This is a genomic window from Burkholderia crassaminum (assembly GCF_964265005.1).
Taxonomy (GTDB): domain Bacteria; phylum Pseudomonadota; class Gammaproteobacteria; order Burkholderiales; family Burkholderiaceae; genus Burkholderia.
This window is the reverse complement of sequence record NZ_OZ183799.1, coordinates 557,412-578,137: the sequence shown is the minus strand read 5'-3', so window position 1 is coordinate 578,137 and position 20,726 is coordinate 557,412. Positions and strand designations below refer to the sequence as shown.

Genomic DNA, 20,726 nt, shown 5'->3' with positions numbered 1-20,726 from the left:
CAGCGTTGCCCGCAGGCAACGGCACACCGCACGATCAGGACGTCAACGTCGCGAGAACACTCGCCGCATCGCTCACTTCGAATTTGCCCGGCGCCTCGACGGCCAGCGTCTTGACCACACCGCCGTCAATCACCATCGCGTAACGCAGGGAACGAATCCCCATGCCACGCGCGGACAAATCCTGCGTCAGCCCCAGCGCATGAGTGAAAGCCGCGCTGCCGTCCGCCATCATGCGCACCTTGCCCGCGGTGTGCAGATCACGTCCCCATGCGCCCATCACGAATGCGTCGTTGACGGACACGCACCAGATCTCGTCGATACCCGCCGCGCGCAGTTGCTCGGCGTGTTCGACGTAGCCCGGCACATGCTGTGCCGAGCAGGTCGGCGTGAAAGCGCCCGGCAATCCGAAGATCACCACCCGCTTTCCCGCAACCTGGTCGCGCACGCTGCAGGCGTTCGGCCCCAGCGTGCACCCTTCGCGCGCGTCGTCGATGTACTCGAACAATTGCGCGTCGGGCAGCGCGTCGCCCACTTGAATCATGGCTGGTCCCTCATAGCGATACGGTTTTTCAGCGTGTCACGGACGGCACGGCCCATCCCGCCCCGCTTGTGCGGAGAGGGCACGTTTCCCGGCCCGGCGTCGCAGTCGACGCGGCCTGTCGTGGTCCGTAGCATCCGTCACGCCGGCGATACCGCGGCAGTTTCGCCGCGGCTTCGCCTGTGTTTGCGTCAGTCAGCCTGCTTGCGCAGGAAAGCCGGGATGTCGTACGTGTCGACACCCTTCTCCTGCAGCGCCTGCACGTGCGATGCCGCGGTTTCGCGCGAATTGCGCCACACTGCCGGCGTATCCAGCGCGCCGTAGTCTGCCGTGCTGACGTGATGGGCCGGTGCATAGCCGTGCGACACCGCGCTGACCGGCTGGTTGTCCGTACCCGTGCGCAGCAGCGTCATCGGTGCCGATTGCTGCTTCTTCGCCGCACGGCCCAGACCCGTTGCCACGACCGTCACGCGCAGTGCATCGCCCATTGCGTCGTCGTACACCGCACCGAAGATCACCGTCGCATCTTCCGCCGCGTAGCTCTTGATCGTGTTCATCACTTCGCGCGTTTCCGACAGGCGCAGCGAACGGCTCGACGTGATGTTGACCAGCACGCCGCGCGCGCCCGACAGATCGACGCCTTCGAGCAGCGGGCTCGCCACGGCCTGTTCCGCCGCGAGGCGCGCGCGATCGACGCCGGCGACCGTCGCCGTGCCCATCATCGCCTTGCCCTGCTCGCCCATCACCGTCTTCACGTCTTCGAAGTCGACGTTCACGAGGCCATCGACATTGATGATTTCAGCGATGCCTGCGACCGCGTTGTTCAACACGTCGTCCGCGCACTGGAAGCACTTGTCCATCTCGGCGTCGTCGCCCATCACGTCGAACAGCTTGTCGTTCAGCACGACGATCAGCGAGTCGACGTGATCCTCCAGTTGCTGCGAACCTGCTTCGGCGACGCGCATGCGCTTGCCGCCTTCGAACTCGAACGGCTTGCTGACGACACCAACCGTCAGAATGCCCATCTCCTTCGCGATCTGCGCGACCACCGGTGCCGCGCCCGTGCCCGTACCGCCGCCCATGCCGGCCGTAATGAACACCATGTGCGCGCCGCGCAGTGCGTCGGCGATGCGCTCACGCGCTTCTTCCGCTGCCGCACGGCCCATTTCCGGCTTCGCACCGGCGCCGAGGCCCGTGTTGCCGAGCTGGATCACCGACGATGCGCGCGAACGCGACAGCGCCTGTGCATCCGTGTTCATCACGATGAAGTCGACGCCTTGCACGCCGCGGTTGATCATGTGCTGGACGGCATTGCCGCCAGCGCCGCCAACGCCGACCACCTTGATGATGGTGCCGTTGGTCTCGGTTTCCAGCATTTCGAATTCCATGTTGCCTCCGTCAAGAGAATGACTGCTAATCGGCCGTTATTCGGCAGGAGATCGGGCAACCCCCTGTCGCGCGCCAGCCGCCGGCACCAGCGCGAATTTCGATTCAGTTCGTCAAAAGTTGCTCAGGAACCATTCCTTCATCCGCGAGAACACCTGCCCCGCGTTGCCGGACTGCACGGCGACCTTGCGGCCGCGCATGCGCTGAGCGCTGCCTTCGACGAGCAGCCCCATCGCCGTCGAGTAGCGCGGATTGCGCACGACGTCGGACAGGCCGCCTGCATACTCCGGCGCGCCGATGCGCACCGGTTTCAGGAAAATGTCTTCACCGAGCTCGACCATGCCGGGCATCATCGACGCACCGCCGGTAATGACCACGCCGGAGCTCAACAGTTCTTCGTAACCCGATTCGCGCACGACCTGCTGCACGAGCGAGAACAGTTCCTCGACGCGCGGCTCGATCACGGCCGCGAGCGCCTGGCGCGACAGCGTGCGCGGGCCGCGCTCGCCGAGGCCCGGCACTTCCACCATTTCGTCCGGATCAGCGAGCGCCTGCTTCGCGATCCCGTAGCCGACCTTGATGTCTTCCGCATCCGGCGTCGGCGTGCGCAGCGCCATCGCGATGTCGCTCGTGATCTGGTCGCCGGCGATCGGAATCACGGCCGTGTGGCGGATCGCGCCTTCGGCGAAGATCGCGATGTCCGTCGTGCCGCCGCCGATGTCGACCAGCACCACACCGAGATCCTTCTCGTCTTCCGTCAGCACGGCCAGCGACGATGCAAGCGGCTGCAGGATCAGGTCGTTCACTTCGAGCCCGCAGCGGCGCACGCACTTGACGATGTTCTGCGCGGCACTCACCGCGCCCGTCACGATGTGCACCTTCACCTCGAGGCGGATGCCGCTCATCCCGATCGGCTCGCGCACGTCTTCCTGGCCGTCGATGATGAATTCCTGCGTGAGGATATGCAGCACCTGCTGGTCGGTCGGGATGTTGATCGCCTTCGCGGTCTCGATCACGCGCGCGACATCCGTCTGCGTGACTTCCTTGTCCTTGATCGCGACCATCCCGCTCGAATTGAAGCTGCGGATGTGGCTGCCGGCGATCCCCGTGAACACGTTGGTGATCTTGCAGTCGGCCATCAGCTCGGCTTCCTCGAGCGCGCGCTGGATCGACTGCACAGTGGCCTCGATGTTGACCACCACACCTTTCTTCAGACCCTTCGACTCGCTCTGGCCGAGGCCGATCACCTCGTAGTGACCTTCGCCCTTCAGCTCGGCGACGATGGCCACCACCTTCGACGTGCCGATGTCGAGGGAAACCAGCAGATCCTTGTAGTCTTTGCTCATAAAGTGCTCTTGCGTGTGATCTCTCGTTACTTCTTGCGCTTGTCGGTATCGGTCAGGAACCGCATGCCTGCCGCGCGAATCGCGAATCCGTTCGGATAGCGCAGGTCCGCGTACTCGATGTCGTTGCCCCAGCGCTCCGTGACCGCCGGCCAGGCGGCAACCAGGCGCTGGCTCCGGTCATGCAGCGATTCGCTGTTGCGCTCCTTGCCCAGCTCGACCTGCATGCCGTTCGACAGCTTCACCGTCCACGCGTACCGCGCCGACAGCGTCACTTCTTCCGGCGCCGCCTTCAGCGGCGCAAACCATTTCCCGAAGTCGCGATACCGCGTGACGACTTCCTTCGCACTGCCCTCCGGGCCGTCGAACGCCGGCAGTTCCTGTTCCAGCTCGCCCTGGTTCGCGGTGAACAGCTCGCCGTCGACGCTCACGAGCTGGTCGCTGCCCCAGGTTCCGAGCGGTTTGTACTCCTCGAGCGTGACAGCCAGCGCATTCGGCCACACCCGGCGCACGCTCGCATGGCGCACCCAGGGCATCTGCTCGAACGCGGCGCGCGCTGCGTCGAGATCGACCGTGAAGAAATTGCCCTTCAGCCGGCCGACCACGCCTGCGCGTACCGTCGGCGAATTGATGTGCTCGGTGTCGCCATCGATCCGGATTTCCCGCAGCGCGAACGTCGGGCGCTGGATCAGCCAGTAGCAACCGGCCGCCGCCAACACGAGCAGCAGCAGCGCGTACAGCGCGCTGGCGGCAAGGTTGAGTTGGCGAACGTTGTTCCACATACGTCGTTCCGTTCCTGCGTCAGTCGTTGAGCGTGAGCGACAGCACCTTCACGACCAGCTCCGAATAGCTGATGCCGACCGCGCGCGCGGCCTTCGGCGGCAGCGAGTGGTCGGTCATGCCCGGCGCGGTGTTCACTTCCAGGAAGTACGCGTTGCCATCGGCGTCGAGCATGAAGTCGGCGCGGCCCCAGTCGGTGCAGCCGAGCACGTCGAACGCTCGGCGCGCGACGCGCTTGAGCTCCGCTTCCTTGTCGGCGGGCAACCCGCACGGAATCAGGTATTGCGTGTCGTTGGCGATGTACTTTGCGTGATAGTCGTAGAACTCGCCGGCCGGCACGATCTTGATCACCGGCAGGTCGAGATCGCCGGCGATGCATGCGGTGTATTCACCGCCGCCCTCGATGCTCTTCTCGACGATCACGATCGGGTCATGCTTCGCGGCTTCCTCGAGCGCAGCCGGCAGCGCATCGGCTGTCTTCACCTTCAGCACCGCGACGCTCGAGCCCTCGCTCGCCGGCTTCACGAACAGCGGCAGGCCGAGCTTCGCGACGATGTCCGTCGCGCGCGCCGCGAGGTCGTCGCCGCGCAGCACCGTCTCGAACGGCGGCGTCGGCACGCCCGTCTGCTGCCAGACGAGCTTCGTGCGGAACTTGTCGAGGCCGAGCGCCGACCCGAGCACGCCGCTGCCCGTGTAGCGGATCCCGTAGAAATCGAGCGCGCCCTGGATCTGGCCGTTCTCGCCGTAACCGCCGTGCAGCGCGTTGAACGCGCGCACGAACCCTTCATCCTTCAGCGCCGCCAGCGGGCGCTCGGCCGGGTCGAACAGGTGGGCGTCGATGCCCGCGTCGCGCAGGCCCTGCAGCACCAGCTGGCCAGACGTAAGCGATACCTCGCGCTCCGAGGACTCGCCGCCGAACAACACCGCCACCTTGCCGAAACGTTTCGGATCAATCCCGCTCATGTCATGCCTTCTGTTGAGTGTGCTGCGTGACCTTCGTCGGCACGCCGCCGATCGAACCCGCGCCCATCGTGATCACCACATCGCCGTTCTGCGCGACCTTCGCCAATGCGTCCGGCACGTCGTCGACCGTCGCGACGAACACCGGGTCAACCTTCCCGACCGCGCGCAACGCGCGCGACAGCGCTTCGCCATTAGCGGTCGAGATCGCAGCCTCGCCGGCCGCGTAGACTTCCGTCAGCACCAGCGCATCGACCGTCGACAGCACGTTGACGAAATCGTCGAAGCAATCGCGCGTACGCGTGTAGCGGTGCGGCTGGAACGCCAACACGAGGCGACGCCCCGGGAACGCACCGCGCGCGGCCGCGATCGTCGCGGCCATCTCGACCGGGTGATGGCCGTAGTCGTCGATCAGCGTGTACTGGCCGCCGTCTGCGGTCGGCACCTCGCCGTAACGCTGGAAACGCCGGCCGACGCCGTTGAATTCCGCCAGCGCCAGCTGGATCGCGTCATCCGTCACGCCGAGGTCGGTGGCAATCGCGATCGCCGCGAGTGCGTTCTGCACGTTGTGCAGGCCCGGCATGTTCAGTACGACCGAGAGCGGCGCGCGCCCTTCGCGGATCACCGTGAAATGCATGCGGCCATCGCGCGCGTCGATGTTCTCGGCACGCACCTGCGCGTCCGGCGACAGGCCGTAGCGCACGACCGGCTTCGAGATAAACGGGATGATCTGCCGCACGTTCGGATCGTCGACGCACACGACCGCGCTGCCGTAGAACGGCAGACGCTGCGTGAATTCGATGAACGCGTGCTTGAGCCGCGCGAAATCGTGGCCGTAGGTGTCCATGTGGTCGGCGTCGATGTTCGTGATGACTTCGATCACCGGGTACAGATTCAGGAACGACGCGTCCGACTCGTCGGCCTCGGCGACGATGAAGTCGCCCGTGCCGAGCCGCGCGTTCGCGCCAGCGCTGATCAGCCGCCCGCCGATCACGAAGGTCGGGTCCAGCCCGCCCGCCGCGAGCACGCTCGCGACGAGGCTCGTCGTCGTGGTCTTGCCGTGCGTGCCGGCAATCGCGATCCCCTGCTTCAGGCGCATCAGCTCCGCCAGCATCACCGCGCGCTGCACGATCGGCACGCGCTTCGCACGCGCGGCCAGCACTTCCGGGTTGTCCGAGCGCACGGCCGTCGATACGACGACCGCGTTCGCGCCCTCGATGTTCGCCGCGTCGTGGCCGATCGCGATCCGTGCGCCGAGCGCCTCCAGGCGATCGGTCACCGCGTTGCGCGACAGGTCCGAGCCGCTGACTTCGTAGCCGAGGTTGACGAGCACTTCAGCGATGCCGCTCATGCCCGCGCCGCCGATCCCGACGAAATGAATGTGTTTGACGATGTGTTTCATTGCAGTATTTCCAGGTTCGCGCCGGCCGCCTTCGCGCACACGCGCGCGACTTCCTCGGTGGCCTCGGGCTTCGCCAATGCACGCGAACGTTCCGCCATGTCGGCAAGCGATGCCCGCGACTGGCCGCGCAGCCAGTCGGCGAGCAGATCCGCCGACAGGTCGCGTTGTTGCACCAGTACGGCCGCGCCCGCATCGGCGAGGAACGCGGCGTTGGTCGTCTGGTGATCGTCGACCGCGTACGGGAACGGCACGAACAGCGCCGCCACGCCCACCGCCGCGATCTCCGACACCGTCATCGCACCCGACCGGCAGATCACAAGATCCGCCGCCGCATACGCGGCCGCCATGTCGTCGATGAACGGCACGAGCCGCACGTCTTCGCCGGCCGAGAAACCGGCCGCTTCGTAATTCGTCTTCAATGCTTCGATGTGCTTCACACCGGCCTGGTGCACGACGCGCGGGCGTTCGCCCGGCGTCAGCAGCGCCAGCGCGCGCGGCACGACTTCGTTCAGCGCGGTCGCACCAAGGCTGCCGCCGACGACCAGCACGTTCAGCGGGCCGCTGCGCGATGCATAGCGTGCTTTGGGCGCTTCCGTGCCGGCAAGTTCCGCGCGAATCGGGTTACCCGTCCATTCCGCGTGCGGCAGCGCGCCGGGGAATGCGACGAGCACGCGCTTCGCGAGTTTCGCAAGCACCTTGTTAGTCAGGCCCGCGATCGAATTCTGTTCATGCAGCACGAGCGGACGCCCCGACAGCGCGGCCATCACGCCCGCCGGGAACGTGATGTAGCCGCCCATCCCGAGCACGACGTCCGGCCGCACGCGGCGCAGCGCGCCGAGGCTCTGCCAGCATGCGCGCAGCAGGTTGACCGGCAGCGTCAGCTTGGTCTTCAGGCCCTTGCCGCGCAGCCCGCCGAACCGCACGTACTCCATCGGAATGCCGTGCTTCGGCACGAGCGTCGCTTCCATCCCGGCCGGATTGCCGAGCCACACGACGCGCCAGCCCGCCGCTTCCATCCGGTGCGCGACCGCGAGCCCCGGGAACACGTGGCCCCCGGTGCCGCCTGCCATCACCATCAGCGTGCGTTGCGACGCGGTCATACCTTCCCTCCGCGCATCAGCACCCGGTTTTCATAGTCGACCCGCAGCAGCACCGCGATCGCCACGCAGTTCAGCAGAATGCCGGAGCCGCCGTAGCTCACGAGCGGCAGCGTCAGGCCCTTGGTCGGCAGCAGCCCGAGGTTCACGCCCATGTTGATGAAGGTCTGCGCACCGAACCAGATGCCGATACCTTTGGCCATCAGGCCCGCGAACGTGCGATCGAGCGCGAGCGCCTGGCGGCCGATCTCGAACGCACGGCGCACGATCCAGTAGAACAACAGGATCACGACCAGCACGCCGACGAAGCCGAGTTCCTCGCCGATCACCGCGAGGATGAAGTCGGTATGGGCTTCCGGCAGGTAGTTCAGCTTCTCGACGCTGCCGCCGAGGCCGACCCCGAACCACTCGCCACGTCCGAACGCGATCAGCGAGTGCGTGAGCTGGTACGCCTTGCCCTGCGCGTAGCGCTCGTCCCACGGATCGAGGTACGCGAAGATCCGCTCGCGACGCCACGGCGACAGCCACACCAGCATCGTGAACGTGCCGACCGCCGTCGCGACGAGGCCGCCGAACAGCTTGCCGTTCACGCCGCCGAGGAACAGCACACCCATCGCGATCGCCGCGACCACCATGAACGCGCCCATGTCAGGCTCGAGCAGCAGCAGCGCACCGACCAGCCCGACCGCGAATGCCATCGGCAGGAAGCCCTTCGCGAAGCTCTGCATGTATTCCTGCTTGCGCACCGTGTAGTTCGCCGCGTAGATCGTCACCGCGAGCTTCATGATTTCCGACGGCTGCATGTTCGTGATGCCGAGCGGAATCCAGCGGCGGGCACCGTTCACGCCCTTGCCGACGTGCGGGATCAGCACGATCACGAGGCCGACGAGCGCGATCAGGAAGAGATGCGGCGCGTACTTGTCCCATGTCGACACCGGCACCCGGAACGCGATCACCGCCGCGATGAACGCGACGACGAGCGAGATGCAGTGGCGCATCAGGAACGCGTAATCGTGATACGACGCGTATTTCGGCGAATCGGGCATCGCGATCGACGCCGAGTACACCATCACGACGCCCAGCCCGAGCAGCGCGATCGCGACCCACAGCAGCGAGTAGTCGAAGTCGAGCATCCTCGAACGGCTCGGGCGCACGCCGTTGACGACGCTCGCGAGGCCGCCCGTCGCGGCGCGCGTGGCCGACGCGACGCGGCCGCCCGCGGCATTGCCGCCGGTGTCGCGCCGATCGTTGAAACGGGAGACGATGCGATCGGACCAGCTCATGGCGTCGCTCCTTTGTCGATGGCGATTTCGTCGACCGCCGCGCGGAACACATCCGCGCGATGGGCATAGTTCCTGAACATGTCGAGGCTCGCGCATGCGGGCGACAGCAGCACCGCATCGCCCGGTTCGGCGAGGTCGGCCGCCGCGTGCACCGCGCCTTCGAGCGTCGCGTGATCGGCAAGCGGTACGCCCGTTTCGGCGAGCGTGTCGCGGATCGCCGGCGCGTCACGGCCGATCAGCATCACCGCGCGGCACCAGCGCGCAACCGGCGCAACCAGCGGCGCGAAATCCTGACCCTTGCCGTCGCCGCCCGCGATCAGCACGATCTTCTGGGCGAGCCCGTCGAGCGCGGCAACCGTCGCACCGACGTTCGTGCCCTTGCTGTCGTCGACGTAGTCCACGTCGTCGATCGTCGCGATCACTTCGACGCGATGCGCTTCGCCGCGGTACTCGCGCAGCGCGTGCAGCAGTGGTGCGGCCGGCAGGTCGATCGCGCGTGCGAGCGCGAACGCAGCCAGCGCGTTCGCCGCGTTGTGCAGCCCGCGAATACGCAGTGCGTCGGCCGGCATCAAGCGCTTCTGCGCGATGTCGGGCGTATGCACGGCATCGCGCTTGCGCCGGCGGCTCGTCGTCGCCGCTTCGTCGGGTGCATCGCGATCGACGGCTTCCACCAGCCACGCGATGCCGTTGTCGCGCGACAGCCCGTAGTCGCCGTCCTGTACCGGCTCGTTCAGGCCGAACGTGACCGTACGCGGCGAGTCGGCCGCGCCGGCTGCCGGCGCGAACTTCATCACGGCCGCATCGTCGCGGTTCAGCACGCGCGTCGTCGTCGCGCCGAAGATCCGGCCCTTTGCCTGTGTGTACGCGTCGAAGCTGCCGTGCCAGTCGAGGTGGTCCTGCGTGATGTTGAGGATCGCGGCCGCATCGGGCGAGAACGTGCGCGCGGTCTCGAGCTGGAAGCTCGACAGTTCGAGCACCCATACATCGGGCAGCGCGGTTTCGTCGATCGCACCGGCGAGCCGGTCGAGCATCGCGGGGCTGATGTTGCCCGCGACGGCGACCTTCTTGCCCGAGCGCTGGCACAGCAGGCCCGTGAGGCTCGTCGTCGTGGTCTTGCCGTTGGTGCCCGTGATCGCGAGCACCTTCGGCTGGTAGCCGCTCGTGCCGAGCGCACGCAGCGCCTGCGCGAAGAATTCCAGCTCGCCCCACACCGCGACGCCGCGCTCGTTCGCGGCCGCAACCAACGCCGCGAGTGCCGGTTCGAGCGGCGACAGCCCGGGGCTCAGCCCGACGATCTCGACGCCGCCGTCGAGCAGCGCGGGCGTGAACGCCCCGCCGACGAATTCCGCATCGATGCCTTCGGCCTGCAGCGCGGCAAGGTTCGGCGGCGCCTCGCGGGTATCGGCAATACGCAGCCGGCACCCGTGCCTCGCGCACCATCGCGCGATCGCGAGACCCGATTCCCCGAGCCCCAGTACGAGCACCATCGGCCGTTGCCGATCTCCAAACATCTCGCCAGACATCCTTGTTACCTTTCCTTTACCGCAGCTTGAGGGTGGTCAGACCGAACAGGCACAGCATCAGCGTGATGATCCAGAAACGCACGACCACCTGCGTTTCTTTCCAGCCGGACAACTCGAAATGGTGATGCAGCGGCGCCATCTTGAGCAGGCGCCGCCCTTCGCCGTAACGCTTTTTCGTGTACTTGAACCATGAAACCTGCAGCATCACCGACAGCGTTTCCGCGACGAAGATGCCGCCCATGATGAACAGCACGATTTCCTGGCGCACGATCACCGCGACCGTGCCGAGCGCGCCGCCGAGCGCCAGCGCGCCGACGTCGCCCATGAACACCTGCGCGGGGTGCGTGTTGTACCAGAGGAACGCGAGCCCTGCCCCGCCCATCGCGGAACAGAAGATCAGCAGTTCGCCCGCGCCCGGAATGTGCGGAAACAGCAGGTATTTTGAATAGACCGCGCTGCCCATCACGTACGCGAACACACCCAGCGACGCACCGACCAGCACGACCGGCATGATCACGAGGCCGTCGAGGCCGTCGGTCAGGTTCACTGCGTTGCTCGCACCGACGATCACGAAGTACGTCAGCACGATGAAGCCCCAGACGCCGAGCGGATAGCTGATCGACTTCAGGAACGGCAGCATCAGGTCGGCGCGTGCCGGCAGCCCCATCGACAGGCCGCTCCTCACCCAAGCCATGAACAGGTCGAACACGCGCACGTTGTTCGCCTCGGACACGCTGAAAGCGAGATAGACGGCCGCAAACAGCCCGATCACCGATTGCCAGAAATACTTCTCGCGCGACGACATCCCGCGCGGATCCTTGTGGACGACCTTGCGGTAGTCGTCGACCCAGCCGATCACGCCGAAACCGAACGTGACAAGCATCACGATCCAGATGAAACGGTTCGTCAGGTCGCCCCACAACAGCGTCGCGACCGCGATGCCGATCAGGATCAGCACGCCGCCCATCGTCGGCGTGCCGGACTTGACGAGGTGGGTCTGCGGGCCGTCCTTGCGCACGGCCTGCCCGACCTTCATTTGCGTCAGCTTGCGGATCACCCACGGTCCGCACACGAGCCCGATCCCGAGCGCGGTGATGGTGGCCATCACCGCACGGAATGTGAGGTACGTGAACAAGCGCAAAAAGCTTGCGTCTCCTTGCAGCCATTGCGCCAGCGCCAGCAGCATGCTTCCTTCCTTCTACTCAGTGTGCAGCGGGCGCCGTGCCCGCCGCGGGTTGGTTCGTCAGCGCGTCGACCACGCGCTCCATCTTCATGTACCGCGAGCCCTTCACGAGCAGCGTCGCCTGCGCGCCGTAGCCCGCCGCGAGCAGCGCGTCGACCAGCGCGCCGACGTCGCCGAAATGGCGGGCCGTGTCGCCGTACGCCGCGCAGGCATCGCGCGATGCGTCGCCGAGCGCGAACAGCGCGTCGATCCCGCGCTCGCGCGCGTATGCACCGACCTCCCGGTGGAACGCTGGCCCTTCGTCGCCGACCTCGCCCATGTCACCGATCACCAGCACGCGCGGCGCCGGTTGCGTGGCGAGCACGTCGATCGCGGCACGCATCGAATCGGGATTCGCGTTGTACGTATCGTCGACGACCGTTGCACCCGCGAGGCTGCCTGCGATCGCCTGCTTCACCTGCAGCCGGCCCTTGACCGGCTCGAATGATTCGAGGCCCTGCTTGATCGCCGACAGCGCGACGCCGGCGCCCAGTGCCGCGGCCGTCGCGGCCAGCGCGTTGCGCGCGTTGTGCTCGCCGAGCGCGCGCAGCCGCACCGTGACGGCGCCCGCGGGCGTGTCGATCGCGAGTTCGCCGCCGTGCAGGCGGCCGATGACCTGCGCATCGTTCTGCCGTTCGGCATCGTGCAGCGCGAAATCGAGGATCCGGTTGCCGGTCGCCGCGACGCGCCAGATGCCCGCATACGCATCGTCGGCCGGGAACACCGCAACGCCGTCCGGCGGCAGCGCGTGAATCACGGCCGCGTGTTCGAGCGCGACAGCTTCCACCGTCGCCATGAATTCCTGGTGCTCGCGCTGCGCGTTGTTGACGAGCGCGACCGTCGGCGCCGTGAGGCGCGCGAGGACTTCGGTCTCGCCCGGGTGGTTCATCCCGATCTCGATCACCGCGAGACGATGCTGGGCCGACAGGCGCAGCAGCGTCAGCGGCAGGCCGACGTCGTTGTTCAGGTTGCCGGCCGTCGCGAGCCGCGCATTGGCGCCGACCGCCGCCGCGAAGATCGACGCGATCATTTCCTTGACGGTCGTCTTGCCGTTACTGCCCGTCACCGCGACGAGCGGCAACGCGAATCGTTTGCGCCAGCCATGCGCAAGTGTGCCGAGCGCGGCGCGTGTTTCGCCGCCTTCGATTGCCGGCATCGTGACGCCCGTCGGCACGTGCGCGACGAGCGCCGCGGCAGCACCGCGCGCAGCGACATCGCCAAGGAAGTCGTGCGCGTCGAAGCGCTCGCCTTTCAGTGCAACGAACAGGTCGCCGGGGCCGACCGTGCGGCTGTCCGTCGACACGCGATCGAACGTGACGCCCGCATCGCCGTGGACGGTTGCACCGGGAATCAGGCGGGCGGCTTCGCCGAGGCTCAGCATCGTCATTCGGCGCCTCCCTTGCCGTGCGTCGCGCGCGCTGCCAGCGCGAGCCGGGCGTGATCCTGGTCGGAGAACGTACGCTTCTTGCCCATGATTTCCTGCGTGGCCTCGTGGCCCTTGCCGGCCAGCACGACGACATCCTCGCGTGCGGCGCCGCGCACCGCCTGCAGGATCGCGCTCGCGCGATCCTCGATACGGCGTGCGCGATCGGGCGTGGTCATGCCTGCGACGATCTGGTCGATGATGCGCTGCGGATCCTCGCTGCGCGGGTTGTCGCTCGTGACGACGGTTTCATCGGCGAGCCGCTCCGCGATCGCGCCCATCAACGGGCGCTTCGTCGCATCGCGATCACCGCCGCAGCCGAACATGCAGACGAGCCGGCCGCCGCGCGCCGCGGCGATCGGGCGCAGCGCGTCGAGCGTCTTTTCGAGCGCGTCGGGCGTGTGTGCGTAGTCGATCACGACGAGCGGTTCGTCGTTCTGCAACCGGCCGCCGAGCCGCTGCATCCGGCCGTTGACGGACTCGAGCCGTGCGATCTCGGCGAGTGCGGCGTCGAACGGCACGTCGGCTGCGAGCAGCGAGCCAAGCACCGCGAGCAGGTTGCTGACGTTGAACGTGCCGAGCGTGCCGACCTCGACGTCCGCGTCGCCCCACGACGAGCGCAGGCGGAACGCCGTGCCGGTTGCAGTGGCGCGCACGTCGATCGCGACCAGTTCGCGATCGGCGTCGGGCGCCGGTGCGTCGCCGATCCCGTACGCGATCGTGCGCACGCGGCCGGCGAGCTTCTCGAGCAGGCGCCGGCCGGCTGCGTCGTCGCGGTTGACGACCGCCGCGCGCAGGCCGCGCCACGCGAACAGTTTCGCCTTCGCGGCTTCATACGCATCGAACGTGCCGTGATAGTCGAGGTGATCCTGCGTGAGGTTCGTAAATACCGCGATGTCGAAGGCCGTGCCGTTCACGCGCCCCTGGTGCAGCGCGTGCGACGACACTTCCATCGCCACGGCCTTCGCGCCCGCGTCGCGCAACTGCGCGAGACTGCGCTGCAGTTGCGGCGCGTCGGGGGTCGTGAAACCCGTCGGCACGAGCTGGCCGGGCATCCCGCTGCCGAGCGTGCCGATCACCGCGCACGGCTGGTGCAGCGCCGTCAGCGCGGCGGCGATCCATTGCGTGCACGAAGTTTTGCCGTTCGTGCCGGTTACGCCCACCGCGAGCAAGCTGTCGCTCGGATCGTCGTACCAGCCGCTGGCGATCTCGCCGGCGAGCTGATCGAGCGCCGGCACGGCCAGTGCAACAGGCACCGCCGGTGCCGCGGCCAGCCCTTCCGGCTGATACAGCACAGCGGCCGCACCGCGCGCGACGGCATCGACAACGAAAGCGCGGTTGTCGGCCCCGTCGACCGCATACGCAAGAAACACGTCGCCGGCCTTGAGGCTGCGCGTGTCGGCATGCAGTTGCGCTGCGGGGGCCACATGCTGACGCAGCCACGCAAGCGCGGCTGCGATCTGCTGATGCGCCGGATGGGAACTGCGAGCGGCGCTCATCGAACAACTCCTGGTGAATTACGCGTCGTGCTGGACACGATCATATGCTTCGCACCGCCACCCGCGGCCAGCTTTTGCGGCCCCGTTGCGGAAGGTGCTGCCGGCGAATCGTCAGACACGACAAGCTGCTTGATCGGCATGTTCGGCGGCACGTTCAGTGCACGCATCGTATCGCCGGCGATCGCCGAGAATACGGGGCCGGACACCTGTCCGCCGAAGTGGCTGCCGGCGGTCGGCTCGTCGACCGACACCGCGACGACGATGCGCGGATTCGGCATCGGCGCCATCCCGACGAACGACGCGCGGTACTTGCGCGTGTAGCCGTGACCTTCATGCTTGTACGCGGTACCGCTCTTGCCGCCGACGCGATAGCCCGGCACGGCCGCATCGGGCGACGTGCCGCCCGGCGCCACCACCGTTTCGAGCATCGCGCGCACTTCGCGCGCGGTGGTCGGGTTGAACACCTGCGTGCCCACGACCGGCTGGTTGGGGTCGGTCTTGAAAATGGTCACGGGCATCAGCTCGCCGTCATGCGCGATCGCCGTGTAAGCGCGTGCGAGCTGGAACAGCGACACCGACAGGCCGTAGCCGTACGACATCGTCGCCTGCTCGATGCGACGCCAGCTCTTCCACGGACGCAGGCGGCCGGCCACCGCGCCCGGGAACCCGACCTTCGGCGCCTGGCCGAGGCCGATGCTCGTATACATATTCCACATTTCCTCGGGCCGCATCGTCATCGCGATCTTCGTCGCGCCGATGTTGCTCGACTTCTGGATCACGCCGCCAACCGTCAGCGTGCCGAAACCCGCGTCGTCGGTGATCGGCGCGCCGTCGAGCACGAAATGCCCGTTGCCCGTTTCGACGAGCGTGTTCGGCGTCACGCGGTGCAGGTCGAGCGCGAGCGATACCGTGAACGGCTTCATGATCGAGCCCGGCTCGAACACGTCGGTCATGATCCGGTTGCGCAACTGCTCGCCCGTCATGCGCGAGCGGTCGTTCGGGTTGTACGTCGGGTAGTTGACGAGCGCGAGCACCTCGCCGGTACGCACATCGACGACCATCGCCGCGCCGGCCTTCGCCTTGAACTTCTCGACGGCGGCCTTCAGGTTCGCGTACGCGATGTACTGGATCTTGCTGTCGATCGACAGGTCGACGTCGGTCCCGTTGTGCGGCGGGATCTGCTCGGCGACGTCCTCGACGATGTGTCCCATCCGGTCCTTGATCACGCGACGCACGCCCGACGTGCCGGACAGCATCTTCTGGTCGCCGAGTTCGACGCCTTCCTGCCCTTCGTCCTCGACGTTCGTGAAGCCGATCAGGTGAGCGGTGATCTCGCCTTCCGGATAGAAGCGCTTGTATTCGTTGCGCTGGTAGATGCCGGGAATGTCGAGCGCGGCGACCTTGTCCGCAACGTCGAGCGGCACCTGGCGCTTCACGTAGACGAACCCCTTGTCTTCCGACAGCTTCACGCGCAGTTCCTTCGGCGTCATGCCGAGGAGCTTGCCGAGCTGGTTGACCTTGTCGGCATCGAGATCGTCCGGCACCGCGTCGGGAATCGCCCAGATCGCGCGCACGGGCAGGCTCGTCGCGAGCACGAGCCCGTTACGGTCGAGAATCTTGCCGCGCGTCGCCGGCAGCTCGAGTGTGCGCTGGTAGCGGCTTTCGCCCTGCTTCTGGTAGAACGCGTTGCCGGGCCCCTGGATCCAGAACGCGCGCGCGGCCAGCGCGACGAACGCCATGAACAGCAGGAACACGACGAGCTTCGAGCGCCACATCGGCAGATGCACGCCCAGCACCGGGCTGGACGAGAACTTCACGTTCTGGCGCTTCTGGGACGGCTTCATCGCGCGCCTCCCTTGCCCTTGCCTGCCGTGTCGGCCGAAGCCGGGATCGGCGCGTCGATCGCCTTCGCGGCGCCCGGCGGCAGCGTCAGGTATTGCGTGCGGCCGGTCGAGATCGGCTGCATCTTCAGCGAATCGTTCGCGAGCTGCTCGATGCGCGATGTCTTCGACAGCGCGCTCTGCTGATATTGAAGCTGCGCGTAGTCCTGCTGGAGCTGACGCTCCTGCGATTGCGCGCGCTGCAGCTGGATGAAGATCTGCCGCTGCTGGTTCGTCGAATTGACGACCGACAGCGCGCAACCCATCACGATGATCAGCAGGAAGATATTGAAGCGGCTCATGGCGTGACGCGCTCCGCAATGCGCATCACGGCCGAGCGGGCACGCGGATTCGCAGCGACTTCCGCTTCACTCGGAAACTGGCGGCTGATGATCTTGAGCGGCGGGCTCGGGAGGTCGACGGCACGGATCGGCAGGCGACGATCGACCGCAGGCGCACTCGCGTGCGCCTGCATGAATCGCTTGACGATCCGGTCCTCGAGTGAATGAAAGCTGATGACCACCAGCCGCCCCCCTTGCTCCAGCAACGACAGTGCCGCGTCTAGTACGACTTGCAGGTCCGCAAGCTCTTGATTGACGTGAATCCGTATAGCCTGAAAGGTGCGGGTTGCCGGATCCTTGCCCTTCTCACGGGTTTTGACGACGTGACCCACGATTTGGGCAAGCTCGCCCGTGGTGTCGAGAGGCCCAAGACGGTCGGACTCTGCCCGGCGAGCAACAAGCGCCTTTGCAATCTGAAAAGCAAACCGTTCTTCCCCATAATCTCGTATCACCTCCGTCAATTCCTGCACCGTTGCCCGTGCGAGCCATTCCGCCGCCGACTCGCCGCGCGTCGGATCCATTCGCATATCCAGCGGACCATCCGCGCGGAAACTGAAGCCGCGCGCCGGATCGTCCACCTGCGGCGAGGACACGCCCAGGTCAAGCAACACACCCGACACCTTCTCGATACCGCGCGCCGCAAGCGCGTCGCGCATCGATGCAAAGCTGTCATGCACGATCGAGAAGCGCGCATCCTCGATGCCCTGCGCCGTCTCGATCGCTCGCGGATCCTTGTCGAACGCGATCAGCCGCCCGGCCGTCGCCAGCCGCGCGAGCACCGCGCGGCTATGGCCGCCGCGCCCGAACGTGCCGTCGACATAAACGCCGTCCGGCCGCGTCACGAGCGACTCGACCGCTTCATCCAACAGCACCGTCCGATGCCGCAATTCGTTTCCCATCGCGGGAGTCTCCGTCACCGCAATCAGAACGTGAAATTCTTCAGCGCGTCGGGCATGCCCTGCGCCATCGCCGCCTGCTCCTTCGCGTTGTAGGTCTGCGAATCCCACAGCTCGAAGTGACTACCCATTCCCAACAACATGACTTCCTTTTCCAGCCCGGCTGCCATGCGCAGCTCGGGCGATACAAGAATCCGGCCTGCGCTGTCGAGATCGACATCCATCGCATTGCCGAGAAAAATGCGCCGCCACCAGTGCGCGTCCATCGGCAGCGCGGCGATCTTGGCGCGGAATACCTCCCATTCGGGGCGCGGAAACAGCAACAGGCAGCCGTCCGGGTGCTTGGTTACAGTCACCCGTCCTTCTGCCTGTCCTTGCAGCGCTTCGCGATAGCGAGCCGGCACCGACATCCGCCCTTTCGCATCGAGCGTCAGCGCCGACGCCCCTTGGAACACTTTCCGCTCTCCCGTTCAGGGCACCGAAGCACCCGCTCAATGCTCAGAATTTAGCCGGAATAGCCCGCCAAATCACACAAAAATACACTTTCTCACACTGTCTCCCACTTTAGAGGAAGGGTGTGACACGGTCAAGGGAGCGGCCCGCTTTTTTGACGAATTTTGTTAGTTAGAACAAGGACTTACGCGCACATGCTCATGCGACCCCTCATTCCAAAAACCGTTATAAATGAATGAGCTAGTGCAACTTGTGAAGGTGATACGTGAGAAAGACGGGCCAGACGGGTGTGCGGACGGGGCTTTCGGGGGCGGGAAAACGAGGAATAAACGGGCGGTATCAGCGGCGGGGAACCGGGGCGACGTCACGCATCGCCCCGGTGTGAATCTCACAGATAGTACGCAGTGCTCGTCATGACTTTCGACGCGGCGCGCATCAGCATCCGTGCGGGCAGCGGCAGTTCGATCCCGCCTGCATCGGCCGCGGCCTTGCCGTGCTTCACTTCGTCGATACGCATCTGGTCGACGATCGCGCGCGATGCGGTATCGGCCGCCGGCAACTCCGACATATGGCCTTCGAGATGACTCTCGACCTGCCGTTCGGTCTCGGCCATGAAGCCGAGGCTGACCTTGTCGCCGAGCGCGCCAGCCGCCACGCCGATCACGAGCGAACCCGCATACCAGAGCGGGTTCAACAGGCTCGGGCGCGAGTCGAGCTCTTTCAGGCGATGCGCGGTCCACGCGAGGTGGTCCTCCTCCTCGCGCGCGGCTTCCTCGAACATCGCCTTCGCGGATGCCGTGCGCGCAGTGAGTTTCTGCGCCTGGTACAGCGCCTGGGCGCAGACCTCGCCGACGTGGTTCACGCGCATCAGCCCTGCGGCATGCGTACGCTCCGCGGGTGTCAGTTCGACGGCCGGCGCCTCGGCCGGTGCGGGCACCGGCCGGCTCATCCGGCTAATGCCCGTCAGTGATCGCAGGCCGCGATCGAATTCGCTGATCAGTTCATCAAACACCATCTGTTCTCCTGGCTGCATGTGCTGCCGCGAGCGGCAAGGGCACGAGTCCGCTGCGTAACCGACTTGATTATTCAGCGGAAATTGCGGTTAACCCGTGATTTTAACCATTGTTGCATAAAGGAAACATGGCGACCTTGAGCTGCGGCATTTCGCTTTGTGGCAAAAAACGGTTTTGCTACATTACGTGCGACTTCTTGCGAAGTTGATGGGGCCCGTCAACAGAACATAACTATCCGCCCCGCCAGAAAAATTCAGTGATTTTTGGAGATCCGTTAATGAAAAAGTCGCTTCTCGCGCTCGTCGCGCTGGGCGCGTTCGCTGGCGCTGCCCATGCGCAAAGCAGCGTGACGCTTTACGGCATCATCGATGAAGGCCTGCTCTTCAACAACAACGCGGGCGGCAAGCACCTGTACAGCATGGCCAGCGGCGTGATGCAAGGCAGCCGCTTCGGCCTGCGCGGCACCGAAGACCTCGGTGGCGGCCTGAAGGCGATCTTCACCCTCGAAAACGGTTTCGACGTGAACAGCGGCAAGCTCGGCCAGGGCGGCCTGATGTTCGGTCGTCAAGCTTACGTCGGCCTGTCGAGCCAGTACGGTACGGTCACGCTGGGTCGTCAATACGACTCCGTCGTCGACTTCGTCGGCCCGCTCGAAGCAGGCGACCAGTGGGGCGGCTACATCGCCGCTCACCCGGGCGACCTCGACAACTTCAACAACGCCTATCGCGTGAACAACGCGGTCAAGTTCACGAGCAACACCTACGGTGGCTTCTCGTTCGGCGGCCTGTACAGCTTCGGCGGTCAGGCAGGCCAGTTCTCGAAGAACCAGGTCTGGTCGCTGGGCGCAGGCTACAACAACGGCCCGTTGGTCTTGGGCGTCGGCTACTTGAACGCACGCACGCCGAACCAGTTCGGTGGCATGTTCAACAACGGCTCCGCGTCCGCATCGGTCTCGTCGCCGGTCTACGGCACGTACGCGAACAATGCGAACACGTACCAGGTCATCGGTGCAGGCGGCGCATACACGTTCGGTGCAGCAACGATCGGCGCGACGTACTCGAACACGAAGTTCAAGGGCTTCTCGGCCGGTCCGTTCGTGAACCAGAGCGCGACGTTCAACAACGGCGAACTCAACTTCAAGTATCAGTTGACCCCGGCGCTGATTCTCGGCGCAGCGTACGACTACACGCAAGGCAGCAAGATCAACGGCAGCTCGGCAGCCAAGTACCACCAGGGCTCGCTGGGCGTCGACTACTTCCTGTCGAAGCGCACCGACGTCTACGCGATCGGCGTGTACCAGCACGCATCGGGCAGCGTGCTCGACGCGAACGGCAACGTCATTCAGGCAACTGCAGCGATCAACGGTCTCGCAGGTTCGAGCACCAGCAACCAGGTCGCAGCACGCGTCGGTATCCGTCACAAGTTCTAATCAGCTTGCCTGACAAGCCGCAGCATATTGAAGGCGCCTTCGGGCGCCTTTTTCTTTTCCGCCGCGGCGGCAGAGCCTGAGCGCAGCGCATTGCACCGGCCGTGACGCGCCTGTCGCTGGGCCTCATGCCGCCTGCTTCCGCCGCATCGAAACGCACGGCCCACCGCCGCAAGCCCATTCCGGAAGCAGCCCCGTTCGGAAACAGCCTCTTCGGGGGCCCAGCGCAAACAAAAAAAGCCCGGCACGAGCCGGGCTTTT

At 66.0% G+C, this 20,726-nt stretch carries 18 protein-coding genes; 1 reads left to right on the top strand and 17 read right to left on the bottom strand.

What is annotated here, in order from left to right; all coding sequences use genetic code 11:
* Positions 1 to 34 precede the first annotated feature (34 nt).
* The 17 genes from ACPTTF_RS02625 to coq7 all read right to left on the bottom strand — a co-directional run bounded on the left by ACPTTF_RS02625 (position 35) and on the right by coq7 (position 19,041).
* Positions 35 to 541, bottom strand: coding sequence for a peroxiredoxin (locus tag ACPTTF_RS02625; protein WP_027788450.1), 507 nt, complete (start codon positions 539 to 541; stop codon positions 35 to 37).
* 188 nt (positions 542 to 729) lie between these two features.
* On the bottom strand, positions 730 to 1,926 hold the full coding sequence (gene ftsZ, locus ACPTTF_RS02620; protein WP_021159911.1) for a cell division protein FtsZ: 1,197 nt from the start codon (positions 1,924 to 1,926) through the stop codon (positions 730 to 732).
* A gap of 111 nt (positions 1,927 to 2,037) precedes the next feature.
* Positions 2,038 to 3,270: a cell division protein FtsA gene (ftsA, locus tag ACPTTF_RS02615; protein ID WP_006487138.1), complete on the bottom strand. Its 1,233-nt coding sequence runs from the start codon at positions 3,268 to 3,270 to the stop codon at positions 2,038 to 2,040.
* A 26-nt stretch (positions 3,271 to 3,296) separates the two neighbouring features.
* Positions 3,297 to 4,049, bottom strand: coding sequence for a cell division protein FtsQ/DivIB (locus ACPTTF_RS02610; RefSeq protein WP_011350842.1), 753 nt, complete (start codon positions 4,047 to 4,049; stop codon positions 3,297 to 3,299).
* 19 nt (positions 4,050 to 4,068) lie between these two features.
* A complete protein-coding gene (locus ACPTTF_RS02605; protein WP_021159913.1) occupies positions 4,069 to 5,010 on the bottom strand; it encodes a D-alanine--D-alanine ligase in 942 nt (313 codons plus the stop codon).
* A gap of 1 nt (position 5,011) precedes the next feature.
* Positions 5,012 to 6,409: a UDP-N-acetylmuramate--L-alanine ligase gene (murC, locus tag ACPTTF_RS02600; protein WP_423370181.1), complete on the bottom strand. Its 1,398-nt coding sequence runs from the start codon at positions 6,407 to 6,409 to the stop codon at positions 5,012 to 5,014.
* A complete protein-coding gene (gene murG / locus ACPTTF_RS02595; protein ID WP_423370180.1) occupies positions 6,406 to 7,509 on the bottom strand; it encodes an undecaprenyldiphospho-muramoylpentapeptide beta-N-acetylglucosaminyltransferase in 1,104 nt (367 codons plus the stop codon). The genes murC and murG overlap by 4 nt, the downstream gene beginning before the upstream one ends.
* Entirely contained in the window at positions 7,506 to 8,789 is a 1,284-nt protein-coding gene (gene ftsW, locus ACPTTF_RS02590) for a putative lipid II flippase FtsW (RefSeq protein ID WP_166964973.1), read from the bottom strand. Before ftsW ends, murG begins: the two co-directional genes overlap by 4 nt.
* Positions 8,786 to 10,300 (bottom strand): UDP-N-acetylmuramoyl-L-alanine--D-glutamate ligase, encoded by a 1,515-nt coding sequence (murD, locus tag ACPTTF_RS02585; RefSeq protein ID WP_423370179.1) that lies wholly within the window; start codon positions 10,298 to 10,300, stop codon positions 8,786 to 8,788. The genes ftsW and murD overlap by 4 nt, the downstream gene beginning before the upstream one ends.
* Before the next feature lie 28 nt (positions 10,301 to 10,328).
* Positions 10,329 to 11,498: a phospho-N-acetylmuramoyl-pentapeptide-transferase gene (mraY, locus tag ACPTTF_RS02580; protein ID WP_006477019.1), complete on the bottom strand. Its 1,170-nt coding sequence runs from the start codon at positions 11,496 to 11,498 to the stop codon at positions 10,329 to 10,331.
* A gap of 16 nt (positions 11,499 to 11,514) precedes the next feature.
* On the bottom strand, positions 11,515 to 12,921 hold the full coding sequence (locus ACPTTF_RS02575) for a UDP-N-acetylmuramoyl-tripeptide--D-alanyl-D-alanine ligase (protein WP_423370178.1): 1,407 nt from the start codon (positions 12,919 to 12,921) through the stop codon (positions 11,515 to 11,517).
* Positions 12,918 to 14,456, bottom strand: a complete 1,539-nt coding sequence (locus tag ACPTTF_RS02570; RefSeq protein WP_423370177.1) for a UDP-N-acetylmuramoyl-L-alanyl-D-glutamate--2,6-diaminopimelate ligase — start codon at positions 14,454 to 14,456, stop codon at positions 12,918 to 12,920. The genes ACPTTF_RS02575 and ACPTTF_RS02570 overlap by 4 nt, the downstream gene beginning before the upstream one ends.
* On the bottom strand, positions 14,453 to 16,300 hold the full coding sequence (locus ACPTTF_RS02565) for a peptidoglycan D,D-transpeptidase FtsI family protein (protein WP_166964981.1): 1,848 nt from the start codon (positions 16,298 to 16,300) through the stop codon (positions 14,453 to 14,455). Before ACPTTF_RS02565 ends, ACPTTF_RS02570 begins: the two co-directional genes overlap by 4 nt.
* Positions 16,297 to 16,638, bottom strand: a complete 342-nt coding sequence (gene ftsL / locus ACPTTF_RS02560; protein WP_021159919.1) for a cell division protein FtsL — start codon at positions 16,636 to 16,638, stop codon at positions 16,297 to 16,299. Before ftsL ends, ACPTTF_RS02565 begins: the two co-directional genes overlap by 4 nt.
* Positions 16,635 to 17,576, bottom strand: a complete 942-nt coding sequence (gene rsmH, locus ACPTTF_RS02555) for a 16S rRNA (cytosine(1402)-N(4))-methyltransferase RsmH (RefSeq protein WP_166964983.1) — start codon at positions 17,574 to 17,576, stop codon at positions 16,635 to 16,637. Before rsmH ends, ftsL begins: the two co-directional genes overlap by 4 nt.
* 23 nt (positions 17,577 to 17,599) lie before the next feature.
* Entirely contained in the window at positions 17,600 to 18,028 is a 429-nt protein-coding gene (gene mraZ / locus ACPTTF_RS02550) for a division/cell wall cluster transcriptional repressor MraZ (RefSeq protein ID WP_006487094.1), read from the bottom strand.
* 386 nt (positions 18,029 to 18,414) lie between these two features.
* Positions 18,415 to 19,041: a 2-polyprenyl-3-methyl-6-methoxy-1,4-benzoquinone monooxygenase gene (gene coq7 / locus ACPTTF_RS02545; protein WP_423370176.1), complete on the bottom strand. Its 627-nt coding sequence runs from the start codon at positions 19,039 to 19,041 to the stop codon at positions 18,415 to 18,417.
* 275 nt (positions 19,042 to 19,316) lie between these two features.
* Here coq7 and ACPTTF_RS02540 point away from each other — a divergent pair, with 275 nt between their 5' ends.
* On the top strand, positions 19,317 to 20,468 hold the full coding sequence (locus ACPTTF_RS02540; RefSeq protein ID WP_423370175.1) for a porin: 1,152 nt from the start codon (positions 19,317 to 19,319) through the stop codon (positions 20,466 to 20,468).
* Positions 20,469 to 20,726: the final 258 nt, after the last annotated feature.

Bases quoted from the DNA above. Each gene is read 5' to 3' on its own strand.
- ACPTTF_RS02625 (WP_027788450.1), bottom strand. From the start codon at position 541: ATGATTCAAGTGGGCGACGCGCTGCCCGACGCGCAATTGTTCGAGTAC.
- ftsZ (WP_021159911.1), bottom strand. From the start codon at position 1,926: ATGGAATTCGAAATGCTGGAAACCGAGACCAACGGCACCATCATCAAG.
- ftsA (WP_006487138.1), bottom strand. From the start codon at position 3,270: ATGAGCAAAGACTACAAGGATCTGCTGGTTTCCCTCGACATCGGCACG.
- ACPTTF_RS02610 (WP_011350842.1), bottom strand. From the start codon at position 4,049: ATGTGGAACAACGTTCGCCAACTCAACCTTGCCGCCAGCGCGCTGTAC.
- ACPTTF_RS02605 (WP_021159913.1), bottom strand. From the start codon at position 5,010: ATGAGCGGGATTGATCCGAAACGTTTCGGCAAGGTGGCGGTGTTGTTC.
- murC (WP_423370181.1), bottom strand. From the start codon at position 6,409: ATGAAACACATCGTCAAACACATTCATTTCGTCGGGATCGGCGGCGCG.
- murG (WP_423370180.1), bottom strand. From the start codon at position 7,509: ATGACCGCGTCGCAACGCACGCTGATGGTGATGGCAGGCGGCACCGGG.
- ftsW (WP_166964973.1), bottom strand. From the start codon at position 8,789: ATGAGCTGGTCCGATCGCATCGTCTCCCGTTTCAACGATCGGCGCGAC.
- murD (WP_423370179.1), bottom strand. From the start codon at position 10,300: ATGTTTGGAGATCGGCAACGGCCGATGGTGCTCGTACTGGGGCTCGGG.
- mraY (WP_006477019.1), bottom strand. From the start codon at position 11,498: ATGCTGCTGGCGCTGGCGCAATGGCTGCAAGGAGACGCAAGCTTTTTG.
- ACPTTF_RS02575 (WP_423370178.1), bottom strand. From the start codon at position 12,921: ATGACGATGCTGAGCCTCGGCGAAGCCGCCCGCCTGATTCCCGGTGCA.
- ACPTTF_RS02570 (WP_423370177.1), bottom strand. From the start codon at position 14,456: ATGAGCGCCGCTCGCAGTTCCCATCCGGCGCATCAGCAGATCGCAGCC.
- ACPTTF_RS02565 (WP_166964981.1), bottom strand. From the start codon at position 16,300: ATGAAGCCGTCCCAGAAGCGCCAGAACGTGAAGTTCTCGTCCAGCCCG.
- ftsL (WP_021159919.1), bottom strand. From the start codon at position 16,638: ATGAGCCGCTTCAATATCTTCCTGCTGATCATCGTGATGGGTTGCGCG.
- rsmH (WP_166964983.1), bottom strand. From the start codon at position 17,576: ATGGGAAACGAATTGCGGCATCGGACGGTGCTGTTGGATGAAGCGGTC.
- coq7 (WP_423370176.1), bottom strand. From the start codon at position 19,041: ATGGTGTTTGATGAACTGATCAGCGAATTCGATCGCGGCCTGCGATCA.
- ACPTTF_RS02540 (WP_423370175.1), top strand. From the start codon at position 19,317: ATGAAAAAGTCGCTTCTCGCGCTCGTCGCGCTGGGCGCGTTCGCTGGC.